Origin of the sequence: Saccharopolyspora sp. NPDC002686 (genome assembly GCF_040295745.1) — a bacterium.
Lineage (GTDB): Bacteria > Actinomycetota > Actinomycetes > Mycobacteriales > Pseudonocardiaceae > Saccharopolyspora > Saccharopolyspora oryzae.
Genome location: NZ_JBEOVY010000246.1, coordinates 1 through 11773 on the forward strand (window position 1 = coordinate 1; position 11773 = coordinate 11773).

Annotated in this window: 9 protein-coding genes; 3 read left to right on the plus strand and 6 right to left on the minus strand. The window is 70.5% G+C overall.

Features of this window, described 5'->3' with window-relative positions; genetic code table 11:
• The first annotated feature begins 425 nt into the window (after window positions 1-425).
• Window positions 426-1277: an SAM-dependent methyltransferase gene (locus tag ABTZ89_RS27005; protein ID WP_351049743.1), complete on the plus strand. Its 852-nt coding sequence runs from the start codon at window positions 426-428 to the stop codon at window positions 1275-1277.
• A gap of 6 nt (window positions 1278-1283) precedes the next feature.
• Here the strand turns inward: ABTZ89_RS27005 and ABTZ89_RS27010 are convergent, their stop codons facing one another.
• The 3 genes from ABTZ89_RS27010 to ABTZ89_RS27020 form a co-directional block, all read right to left on the minus strand.
• Window positions 1284-1697, minus strand: a complete 414-nt coding sequence (locus ABTZ89_RS27010) for a universal stress protein (RefSeq protein ID WP_270949008.1) — start codon at window positions 1695-1697, stop codon at window positions 1284-1286.
• A gap of 100 nt (window positions 1698-1797) precedes the next feature.
• On the minus strand, window positions 1798-4308 hold the full coding sequence (locus ABTZ89_RS27015) for a DEAD/DEAH box helicase (protein WP_270949009.1): 2511 nt from the start codon (window positions 4306-4308) through the stop codon (window positions 1798-1800).
• Between the two features lie 86 nt (window positions 4309-4394).
• Window positions 4395-5516 carry a serine hydrolase domain-containing protein gene (locus tag ABTZ89_RS27020; protein WP_351049746.1) on the minus strand — a complete coding sequence of 374 codons (1122 nt, stop codon included), beginning with the start codon at window positions 5514-5516 and terminating at the stop codon, window positions 4395-4397.
• 123 nt (window positions 5517-5639) lie between these two features.
• Here ABTZ89_RS27020 and ABTZ89_RS27025 point away from each other — a divergent pair, with 123 nt between their 5' ends.
• Window positions 5640-6293, plus strand: coding sequence for a TetR/AcrR family transcriptional regulator (locus tag ABTZ89_RS27025; protein ID WP_351049749.1), 654 nt, complete (start codon window positions 5640-5642; stop codon window positions 6291-6293).
• Here ABTZ89_RS27025 and ABTZ89_RS27030 read toward each other — a convergent pair whose 3' ends face one another.
• From ABTZ89_RS27030 to ABTZ89_RS27040, 3 genes are all read right to left on the minus strand, one after another.
• Complete coding sequence (locus tag ABTZ89_RS27030; protein ID WP_351049752.1) at window positions 6294-6860, minus strand: GNAT family N-acetyltransferase; 567 nt, start codon at window positions 6858-6860, stop codon at window positions 6294-6296.
• An 82-nt stretch (window positions 6861-6942) separates the two neighbouring features.
• Window positions 6943-8592, minus strand: coding sequence for a thiamine pyrophosphate-binding protein (locus tag ABTZ89_RS27035; protein ID WP_351049754.1), 1650 nt, complete (start codon window positions 8590-8592; stop codon window positions 6943-6945).
• A gap of 68 nt (window positions 8593-8660) precedes the next feature.
• The gene (locus tag ABTZ89_RS27040; protein WP_270949036.1) at window positions 8661-10094 is read right to left on the minus strand and encodes a sodium:solute symporter family protein; all 1434 of its coding nucleotides are present in this window, start codon (window positions 10092-10094) and stop codon (window positions 8661-8663) included.
• Window positions 10095-10244: 150 nt separating this feature from the next.
• Here ABTZ89_RS27040 and ABTZ89_RS27045 point away from each other — a divergent pair, with 150 nt between their 5' ends.
• On the plus strand, window positions 10245-11732 hold the full coding sequence (locus ABTZ89_RS27045; RefSeq protein WP_351049757.1) for a PucR family transcriptional regulator: 1488 nt from the start codon (window positions 10245-10247) through the stop codon (window positions 11730-11732).
• Window positions 11733-11773 lie beyond the last annotated feature (41 nt).

Genomic DNA, 11773 nt, shown 5'->3' on the forward strand with positions numbered 1-11773 from the left:
CTCCGGGCTCCGGGCTCCGGGCTCCGGGCTCCGGGCTCCGGGCTCCGGGCTCCGGGCTCCGGGCTCCGGGCTCCGGGCTCCGCAATTTCAATGGAAATTGGACATCCAATTTCCATTGAAATTGCGGAAGTTCTCCACAGGGAGCCGGACTTGTCCACAGGTGTCGGCGTGTCGGGCACCCGAATTCCGTTGAAACTGCAGTTTCAATTGAAACTGCGGACTCCCCCGGCGGAGCCGATGCGTCCGCATCCGGAGCACGAGTGACCGTTCAACCGGGTGGTGGCACTCTCGCGCGAAATCGACACCACCCGGTTGAACGGGGTCGCGGAGGGGTTGTGATCTTGCTGGCACGTGCGGCACTTCTTCCTGCGAAGCCGTGGTTTCCGGGCGTTCGGTGAGGCACAGTTCGGGCGGAGGGGATGCACATGTCGCAGGAGCAGTGGGATGTTTCGTCCGGGGTCGGGGTCACCGCGCTGATGGTCGCCGCCGCCCGCGCGTTGGAGTCCGCGCGCGATGCACGGCTGATCGACGATCCGTACGCGGCCGCGCTGGCGCGCGCGGCGGGGGCAGCGGTGCCGACCGCCGAGTCCGATTTCGACCCGAGGTTCCGGGACGCCGTCGACTACATCGGCTTGCGATCCCGCTACTTCGACGACTTCTTCGTCCAGGCCGGCACCGAGCAGGCGGTCGTCCTCGCGTCCGGTTTGGACACCCGGGCGTTCCGGCTGCCGTGGCCTCCCGGTGTCCGGGTCTTCGAGATCGACCAGCCGAAAGTCCTTGCGTACAAGGACGAAGTCCTCGCCGGCGAAAACGCCCGGCCCAACTGCACCCGCCACGCCATCGGGGCAGACCTGCGCGACGACTGGCCCGCCGCGCTGCGCGAAGCCGGTTTCGACCCGGCGCTGCGCACAGCCTGGCTCGCGGAAGGGCTCCTGCCCTACCTCGACGCCGCGACCGAGCAGCGGTTGCTGCACGAGGTCACCGGAAACTCCGCACCGGGCAGCCGGATCGCGGTCGAGCACCTGGTCACGAAGCAGCTGCTCGACGAGGAATCGGTCAGCGCTTCGCAGAGCTGGGGCGTGGGCCTGGACGAAATCTTCAGCCACGAAAACCGCCCCGCACCCGACGTCCTGCTCGCCGAGCTCGGCTGGGCAGTCGAGTGCGACGAGCTCGCCACCGTCGCCCAGCGCTACGGCCGGGAGCTCAACTCCGAGGCGCGCGGTCTCACCGAGGTCGGCACGCTGCTCACCGCAGAACTCCCCGCTGGCCGGACCTGAACGCGCTCAGCGGACGACCACCACTGGGCAGGCCGCGTGGTGGACGAGCTTCAGCGCCACCGAACCCACGAGCATGCCGGTAAAGGCTCCGTGGCCCTTGTTGCCCACCACCAGGATGTCCGCCTGCTTGGAGAGGCCGACCATCTCGTCGACGACGTGGCCCCGGATGAGCCGGGCCCGGAGGTCGACGGCCGGGAACTCGCCCTTGATCTTGTCGACCGCTGCGTCCAGGGACTTGCGCGCCCGGTCCTCCAGCTCGCTGTCCGGGGTCGGCAGGCGGTAGCCGAACTGGACCGGCTGGTGCCAGACCATGGCCGCGTGCACGATCCCGCCGACCTCCCGGACCTGGTTGGCGGCCCAGCGCAGGGCTCGTACCGACTCGTCCGATCCGTCCACGCCGACAACGACGGTCTGCGGCATCGCGGGGCTCCTCCCGACGGGGCTGGCCGATCTCGCCCGGATGGTAGGCCAGCCCCACCCGTTGCGCCACCGTCCAGAGCCGGGAAATGGCGCGAGCGGGTCAGAGCTGGTTGACGTCGGTGATGCGCAGGACGGCCGTGCCTGCTTCGTCGGAGGCGGCGAGGTCGACCTCCGCGCTGATGCCCCAGTCGTGGTCCTCGTCGGGGTCGGCGAAGATCTGCCGGACCAGCCAGCGGTCCGACTCCTCGGTGATCATCAGCAGCGCCGGGCCGCGCGCGTCCGGGCCGGCCCCGATCTCCTCGTGCTGCTCGAAGTACTCCTCCAGCGCGTCTTCCCAGGCCTCGGCGTCCCAGCCGCTGTCGCCATCCAGCTCTCCGAGCTCGTCGTAGCGGCGACGTGCCGCCAGCTCCACGCGGCGGAACAGCGCGTTGCGCACCTGGACCCGGAAGGCCCGCTTGTTCGCGGTGATCCGCTCCGGCCCCTCGTCCACCGGCATCACGGCGGCGGGCTCGGCACCGGGGTGGCGCAGCTTCTCCCACTCGTCGAGCAGGCTCGAGTCGACCTGGCGCACGAGTTCGCCCAGCCACTCGATGATGTCGGTGAGCTCTTCGGTCTTGGCGTCGTCGGGCACCGTGTGCCGCAACGTCTTGTACCCGTCGGCCAGGTAGCGCAGCACCAGGCCTTCCGAGCGGGCCAGCCCGTAGTGGTTGACGAACTCCACGAAGTTCATCGCGCGCTCGTACATGTCGCGCACCACCGACTTCGGCGACAGCTCGTGCTCGCCGACCCACGGGTGCCCCTTGCGGTAGGTCTCGTAGGCGGCGTCGAGGAGGTCGGCCAGCGGCTTCGGGTGCGTGATCTCCTCGAGCAGCTCCATCCGCTCGTCGTACTCGATGCCGTCGGCCTTCATCTGGTTGACGGCCTCGCCGCGGGCCTTGAACTGCTGCTGCGACAGCACCTGCCGCGGATCGTCCAAAATGGACTCGATGACCGACAGCACGTCCAGCGGGTAGCTGGGCGAGTCGACGTCGAGCAGTTCGATGGCGGCCAGCGCGAACGGCGAGAGCGGCTGGTTGAGCGCGAAGTCGAACTGCAGGTCCATCGTCAGCCGCACCCGGCGGCCCTGCTCGTCGGGCTCGTCGAGCTGCTCGACGACGTCGGCGGCCAGCAACGCGCGGTAGATCGCGATGGCCCGCAGGATGTGGCGGCGCTGCGTCGGCCGGTCCTCGTGGTTGTCCTCCAGCAGGTGCCGCATCGCCGCGAACGCGTCGCCGGGGCGGTTGATGACGTTGAGCAGCATCGCGTGGTTGACGGTGAAGCTGGAGCGCAGCGGCTCCGGCTCGGCGCCGACCAGCTTCTCGAAGGTCTTCTCGCTCCAGGACACGAAGCCCTCGGGCGCCTTCTTGCGCACCACCTTGCGCTTCTTCTTCGGGTCGTCCCCGGCCTTGGCCAGCGCCCGCTCGTTCTCGATCTCGTGCTCGGGCGCCTGCACCACCACGTACCCGGAGGTGTCGTAGCCCGCGCGGCCGGCGCGACCGGCGATCTGGTGGAACTCGCGCGCCTTCAGGTGCCGGGTGCGCACGCCGTCGTACTTGGTCAGCCCGGTGATCAGCACGGTGCGGATGGGCACGTTGATGCCCACGCCCAGCGTGTCCGTGCCGCAGATGACCTTCAGCAGCCCGGCCTGCGCCAGCTGCTCGACCAGCCGCCGGTACTTCGGCAGCATGCCCGCGTGGTGCACGCCGATGCCGTGCCGGACCAGCCGGGACAGGGTCTTGCCGAACCCTGCGGTGAACCGGAAGTCGCCGATCGCCTCGGCGATCTGGTCGCGCTGCTCGCGGCTGGCGACCTTGACGCTCATCAGCGCCTGCGCCTGCTCCAGCGCGGAGGCCTGGTTGAAGTAGACGACGTAGACCGGGGCCTGCTGCCCGGCCAGCAGTTCCTCGATCGTCTCGTGCAGCGGCGTCTTCGCGTAGCGGAAGGTCAGCGGGATCGGCCGTTCCGCGGAAGTGACCACCGCGGTCTCGCGCCCGGTGCGCCGGGTGAGGTCCTTCTGGAAGAAGGTGACGTCGCCGAGGGTGGCCGACATCAGCACGAACTGGGTGCGCGGCAGCTCCAGCAGCGGCACCTGCCAGGCCCAGCCGCGGTCGGGCTCCGAGTAGAAGTGGAACTCGTCCATCACGACCTGGTCGACGTCGGCGAGCTCGCCGTCGCGCAGCGCGATGTTGGCCAGGATCTCCGCAGTGCAGCAGATGATCGGGGCATCGGCGTTGACGCTGCTGTCGCCGGTCATCATGCCGACGTTCTCCGCGCCGAAGACGTCGACGAGGGAGAAGAACTTCTCCGACACCAGCGCCTTGATCGGCGCGGTGTAGAAGCTGCGCTTGCCCGCGGCCAGCGCGGTGAAGTGCGCGCCGGTGGCCACCAGGCTCTTGCCGGAGCCGGTCGGGGTGCTCAGGATGACGTTCGCCCCGGTCACCACCTCCATCAGCGCCTCTTCCTGCGCCGGATAGAGCTCGATGCCCTGATCGGTGGTCCAGGAGACGAACGCCTCGAGCAGTTCATCGGGGTCGGGCGTGTCGGTCGCGGGGAGGTGGTCGGTGAGCTTCATCGTCCCCCCATCGTCCCTGCACAACTCCAGCCGAAGCGACCCGGGGTGTCCGAAACCACGAACCTCCGGACCCGGGGCCCCGGTGATCACCCGCCGTGCATCGCGAGGTGGTGGAGGGTTTTGAGGGCGTCGTCGATGGGGTGCGGCTTCGGCTTGCCCGTGGCGTCGAGGGTGTTCCAGCGCTGCAGGTTGACCGCGACCGACATCTGGCGCTCGCCGTCGGCTCGGATCATGGTGAGCGCACCGGCTCCCCAGGCCGTGCCGCCGTGGCCCCAGAAGGTGTCCTGGCCCGGAGCGTTCATCGGGTGCAGGCCGAGGCCGTAGTCGATCACCTCCCCCTCCTGGGAGATGACCGGGTTGGTGCGCTGCATCTCGGCCAGGGAGGACCGGTTGACCAGTTCGCCGTTGAGCAGCAGCCCGAAGAAACGGTTGAGGTCCGCGACGGTCGACACCAGTGCAGCCGCCGGGCCCACCCACGACATGTCGAAAACGCTGTAGTCGCGGGGCGGGTCGATCATGCCGAACCAGGACTCGTAGAGCCGGGAGTGCGGTCCGCTGATGCGCGGCTCGGCGGGGAGCTCGGTGTGCCGGAGCCCGGCGCGCTCGATGACGTTCCGGGTGATGTGCTCGGCCGCCGGGGTGCCGGTGACCTGCTGCAGGAGTTCGCCGAGGAGCAGGTAGTTGGTGTTGGAGTACACCCCCGGGGTGCCGCCCGGAGAGCCGACGGCGGGCGAGGTCACCCCCATCTCGATCAGCTCGGTGGCGTCGAACCGCGTGAACCGGTGGTCGTCCAGGCTCTGCGGCGTGGTGCCCGCCAGGTCCGGGAACGCCTTCAGCGACGGGTAGGCGACCGGGAGGTATTCGGCGAGTCCGCTGGTGTGGTTGAGCAGCATCCGGACCGTGATCGCGTCACCGCGCTCCCCCGGAACCAGATTCGGGAGGTAGCGGCCGATCGGCGCGTCCAGCTCGATCCGGCCGGCCTCGACCTGCTGCAGCACCGCGACGGCGGTGAAGGTCTTGGTGATGCTGCCGACGCGGTGCCGCATGTCGGCGGTGATCGGACGCCCGGTGTCGACATCGGCCACGCCGGCCGCGCCGCGCCAAACCTGGTCTCCGGCGCGCACCTCGGCGAACACGCCGGGCACCCCGGCGCGGTGGACGTTCTCGACAGCGGCGTTCAACTCGGCGGGATCCAGTGGTTTCGTCACGGCGCACGCCCCCTTCTCGTCCGCCCGGTGCGGACCGCTCAGCAAGCAGTGCCGCCATTATGCACGCACCGCGTGCAACAGCAAGTGCATCAGTTATGCTGGGCCTCCGACGAGAGGGGCGAGATGACGGGCCGAAGGCGCTGGTCGACCGAGGAGATCCTGGACACGGCGGCGGAGCTGCTCCGCACGAGCGACGCCGACTCGTTCAGCGTGCGCAAGCTCGCCGCAGCGCTCGGGACCGATTCCTCCAGCCTCTACCGGCACTTCCGCAACAAGACCGATCTGCTGCGCGCGGTGGCCGACCGGATCCTCACCACCGCCATGGACGGCTACCTCCCCAAAGGCGATTGGAGGCAGCGCATCACCACCCTGGCCCTGCGCTTGCGGGACGCCTTCGGGCAGCAGCCGCAGCTCGCCGGGATCTGGGGGCGCTACGCCTCGGGCGGCACCGGTTCCCGGATGGTCATCGAAGAAGTGCTGGAAGCGCTGCGGGCGTCAGGCCTGCCCGATGAGGAGATCCCGGCGCACTACCACCGGATCGCGGTCCTGATCGTGTCGCTGATCGCCTCCGATGCGGGGGTCAGCACCCGAACGCCCGAGGAGCACGAGCAGGGCATGGAGCTGTTCCGCGTCGCGGTGCTGGGCGCGGATCCGGAGCGCTTCCCCGCGCTGGCCTACTACGGCCGCGACATCCGCCCGGTCGGAGCCGACCGCCGCGACGCGTTCGAAGAGCTCCTCGCCGCCCAGCTCGACCGGATCGAAGCCGCAATCCCCTGATCACACCAGGTCGACGGTCCGGCTGACGAGCCACGCGTGCTTGCCGACCTGCCGCCCGCGGGCGAAGCCGAACTGCTCGAAGAGCTCGACTGTCCCGCTGAACAGGAACCGGGCCGGTGACTCGCGGCCGGTGGTCACCTCGGAAATCGCTTCGACCAGACCACCACCGGCCCGGGCGATCTGGTCGAGCGCGCCGCCGAGCGCAGCTCGCGCGATGCCCTGGCCGCGGTGCTTCGGGTCGACGTAGCAGCAGGTGATCCGCCAGTCCGGGAGCGGTGGCGCGTCCTTGTCGTACTCGCGCCGGTGCTTGATGCCCGGCAGCTCCTCGGGGCTGCCGTACTGGCACCACCCCTGCACCAGTCCGTCGTCGTCGAGCACGAGCGCGGCGTGCGCGCGATCGCTGCGGACCCGTTCTTCCTTGATCTCGCGGCGCACGCTCCCCCGCTGACCGCGCTCCGGGTGGAAGCCGAGGCACCAGCAGCCGCCGAAGATCCCGTTGTTGCGCTCGACGAGCTCGGCGAACGCAGTCCACGTCGAGGCGTCCAGAGGTCGAACCGCGTACGCCATGCCCGGGTCCTTCCGCCCGCGCGGTCGGGTCGACCGCGACGCACCATGCTAGATCCGATGCGCGCGGCCGACCGGGTTTCCGTCAGTCCTGGTCGAGGTGGGTCGGGGCGAACAGGCGGAGGTGCTGCGGGAGGACCACGACGCTCGGACCCGGAGCGTTCAAGGCGTCGGCCAGGTCCTGGCGGAGGCGGTCCGGGGTCGTTTCGACCGCGGGGACGCCGAAAGCCGAGGCCAGGACGACGAAGTCCGGGCGGGCCAGCTCGGTGGCGGTGGATTCGCCGAAGGTGCCGGTGAGGTACTCGCGGAGGATGCCGTAACCGCCGTCGTCGACGATCAGCCACGTCACGTCGAGCCGGTGCTGGACCGCCGTGGCCAGCTCCGCGATGCCGTACATCGCTCCCCCGTCGCCGGACACCGCCAGCGCCGGACGACCGGTCGCCGCCGCGCCGAGCGCTCCGGGCAGGCCGAAGCCGAGACCGCCTGCGCCCTGCGCCGTGTGCATCGGCGCGCCGTCGGCGTTCCAGGCCGACCAGGCCCAGTAGCCGAGCATCGTCATGTCCCAGAAGCTCGGCGTGCCCTCGGGCAGCGCCGCGCGGACCTCGCCGAGGATCCGCTGCTCCAGCTCCAGGTCCTGCGCCGCTAGCCGGGCGCGCACCCGTTCCAGCAGGTCGGCGACCGCCTTCTCGGCCCGGCCGTCGGCTTCGCGTCGCGGGACCCGGTCCACCAGTGCGGACAGGGCGAGCTTGGCGTCGGCGTGGATGCCCAGCGCCGGGTGGTTCGATTCGAGCTTGCCCGCGTCGGCCTCGATCTGGACGAGCCGGCCGCGCGGCGCGAAGCGGTGGTAGTTGCTGGTCAGCTCGCCGAGTCCGGAGCCGACGACCAGCAGCACGTCGGCGTCGGCGAGGAACTCCGTGCTGTGCCAGTCCTCCATCCACGACTGCCCGGACAGCGGGTGCTCCCACGGGAAGACGCCCTTGGCGCCGAACGTGCTCAGCACCGGCGCACGCAGCGCCTCGGCCAGCTCCAGCAGTTCAGCCCCGGCACCCGAGCGCGCCGCGCCGCCGCCGGCCAGGATCACCGGGTTCTCGGCGTCGGCGAGCAGCCGCGCAGCTTCGTCGATCAGCTCCGGCAGCGGTTCCAGCGACGCCGGTCGCGCGGTCGCGGAGGTGATCGGGGGCAGTCCGGCGGGGGCGAGCAGGACGTCCTGCGGGATCTCCACCCACACCGGGCCGTACGGCGCGGTCGCGGCCGATTCCCATGCCTCGCGCAGCGCACCGGGGATCTGGCTGGCCGTGCGTGCCACGTGCACCGACTTGACCACGTCGCGGAAACTGGCCTGCTGATCGGGAAGTTCGTGCAGGTAGCCGTGCCTCCCGCCGCCGAGCCCGGCCGCCGGGACCTGGCTGGAGATGCCCAGCACCGGCACCGAGGAGGCCCGCGACTCCTGCAGCGACGCCAGCGTCAGCAGCGCTCCCGGACCGGTCGAGACGATCATCGGCGTGACCGGCACCGGGCCCGCGGGATCGGCGGCCAGCCGGGCGCGGGCGTGCCCGTCGGCGGCGAAGGCCAGGTTGTTCTCCACTCGGGAGCTGATCAGCCGCAGGTCCGGAGCTCGGCGCAGCGCGTCGAAGAGACCCAGCGCGTGCTGCCCGGGCAGGCCGAACACGGTGTCGGCGCCGAGCGCGCGCAACGTCTCGACGACCAGGTCGCCACCGATCCTGCTGCCGATCATTCAGTTCCTCCAGTCGTGCCTGGCCAGGTCTCGTGAGCAGTTCGGGGTGCCATAACGCCCCGAAGTGCTCACGACGACTGACCAGCGGGTTCGGCTTGCGCGCCGCTGATGCGCTCGTTCCACGTCTCCAGCACGGCCGGGTCGGTGCGCGGGGTCAGCAGGCTGACCACCACGTAGCAGACCAGGCTCGCGCCGAGACCGTAGTAGATCGGCTCGTTGGCGAGCAGTCCGTGAACCGCCATCGAGATGATCACCACGACCGATCCGACCACCATCGACGTCAGCGCGCCGGCCCGGGTGCCGCGCTTCCACACCAGGCCGCCGAGGATCGCCACCAGCAGCCCGCCGACCAGGATGTTGTAGGCGACGGTGAGCGCGGAGACGACGTCGTTGACGAGCATCGCGACGACGATCGCCAGCACCCCGAGCACGAGGGTGGTGATCCGGTTGGTCTTGAGGTCCGCCTCCCCCGACTTGCCGCGCAGCTTGCCCAGGACGTCCGTGGTGGTCACGGTCGAGCAGGCGATGAGCGCGCCGCTGGAGGTCGACATCAGCGCCGACAGCGCGGCGGCCAGCACCAGGCCGCGGACACCGGTCGGCAGCAGGTTGGACACGATGGTGGCGAACGCGTCGTCGGCGCTGCCGAGGTTCGGGTACAGCACCTTGGCCGCCATCCCGATCAGCGCGCCCGCGAAGCCGTAGACCAGGCAGTACACGCCCGAGACCAGACCGCCGCCGGTCGCCACCCGCGGGGTGCGCGCGGTGAACACGCGCTGCCAGATGTCCTGGCCGATGAGCAGGCCGAAACCGTAGGTCAGCACGTAGGTGACGATCGTGGCGCCGCCGATGCTGGTCAGGTCGAAGAAGTCCGGCGGCACCCGCTGCGCCATGCCGTCGAAGCCGCCCACCGCGAACAGCGCCATCGGCAGCAGGACCAGCAGGATGCCGATGGTCTTGATGACGAACTGCGCGATGTCGGTCAGCGTGATCGACCACATGCCGCCGAGCACCGAGTACAGCACCACGATCGAACCGCCGATCGCGATGCCGACCGCGCTGGACACCCCGAACAGCACGTGGAAGACGGTGGCGAACGACAGCGTCGAGGTGACCGTGAGCATCAGCGTGTAGCCCCACATCACCACGCCGGCGATCACCGTCGACGAGCCGCCGTAGCGCAGGTCGAGCATCTCCGAGACGGTGTAGACCCGCAGCTTCACGAGGCGCCGCGCGAAGAACGCGTGCAGCGCGAGGATGCCCAGCCCGATGGTCAGCACCAGCCAGGCGCCCGAGATGCCGTGCGTGTAGCCGAGCCCGATGCCGCCGATGGTGGACGCACCGCCGAGCACGATCGCCGACATCGTCCCGGAGTACATGAACCAGCCGAGCCGGCGCCCGGCGACCAGGTAGTCGCTCTTGGTGCGGGCCAGCCGCATGCCGACCCAGCCGATGCCGATCATCCCGGCGATGTAGATCGCGATCACCGCGTAGTCACCGACCACGGCGGCCTCCTCGTGCAGAACGTGCAGGTCATCGGGGTTCACCCCGAACGGCGGTGAGCTGGGGCACCGCTGTTTCCGGAAACCGTAGGCCCGCGTCCACCGGGGCGACATGGGACGATCCGTCCCAGTTCGACGTACGCTGTGGTCGTTATGACTTTCGCGATCCCGCTGCGCGCGGTCGTCGAGGACGCCGGGCTGGCCTTGGAGGTCGTGGCCGACAGCCTCCGCCCCGGCGCGCTGGAGCGCCCGGTCCGCTGGGCGCACGTCAGCGAGCTCCGCGATCCGGGCCCGTACCTGCTGGGTGACGAACTGCTGCTCACGGCAGGCGTCGACTTCGCCACCGCACCGGAAGACGTCGAGCGCTACGTCCTCGGCCTGCTGGGTGCCGGGATCACGGCTCTCGGCTTCGGCGTGACGCCTCCGATGCACGAAGCGGTGCCGGACGCCCTGCGCGAGGCGTGCGTGCGGCACGGCCTGCCGCTGCTCGTGGTCCCGCCCCGGACGCCGTTCCTGGCGATCAACCGGGCGGTTGCGGTGGCGCTGGCGGAGGCCGCGCAACGCGACCAGCGGCGGGTCGCGGTGGCGCGCGAAGCGCTGATCAAGGCCGCGGCCGAAGGCCTTCGACCGCTGGTGCGGGAGCTCGCGCAGCAGCTGGACGCGTGGGCAGCGCTGGCCGGGCAGCACGACGAGCCGGTGGCCGAGCACGGCGCGCCCGCGCAGTGGCCGGCCGAGGTGTCGGAGCTGCTGGCGAAACTGCGCGCAGGACGCGGGATCCGCAGCGCGACCACCGAGCTCCCGGACGGGACTTCGCTGCTGGCACAACCTGTTTCGCCGCAAGCGACGGCTTCGCACCTGCTCGTCCTCGGCCGCCGGCGGCGCTTCGACGCCACCGAGCGGGCGATCGTCGCGGTCGGCGCCGGACTGCTGGGGCTGGCCGGTCGCGCGAAGGACGCGCCGCTGAGCGCGGCCACCACTGCGCTTCTGCTGCACGACGGCCCGCCCGAAGACGTGCTGACCCGGCTCCTCCCCGGTGGTGAATACCGGGTGGTCGCGGGGACCGCGGTGCGACGGCGTGCGGCGGACGACGCCGCTGATCACGACTGGCTGAGCACCCACCTGCGCACCCCGCTGGTCCAGCTCGCCGACGGCGGGTTCACCGCGATCGTCAACGTCCCGCCCGCCCCGGAGCTCCTTTCCGGAATGCGCGACCAGGGCTGGTTGCCGGTGGTCAGCCGACAGCACCGGGCCGACTCCCTGCCCAGCGCGGTGCGGGAGGTCGAGAACCTCCTGGACCGGGCCAAATCCCTCGGCCGCCCGGTGGTCGCCGACTCCGACCTCAGACTGTCCACAATGGTCCCGTCCGACGCGGCCAGCGCATTCGCCACCGAAGTCCTCGCTCCCCTGCTCGCGCTGGACCCGGACCGGCAACCCGGAGGCCTCCGGGACACCCTGCGCGTCTGGCTGGCCCACCACGGCAACTGGGAGCGCACGGCAACTGCGCTCGGCGTGCACCGCAACAGCGTCCGCCACCGCATCGGCCAGGCCGAACGAGCCCTCGGCGCGGACCTCGCCGACCCGGAAACCCGCATGGAGCTCTGGTTCGCCCTCCGCTGGGAACCACCCCGCAGTTTCAATTGAAACTGTGATCCGCCGTGCCTGGGATCTGCAGTTTTAATTGA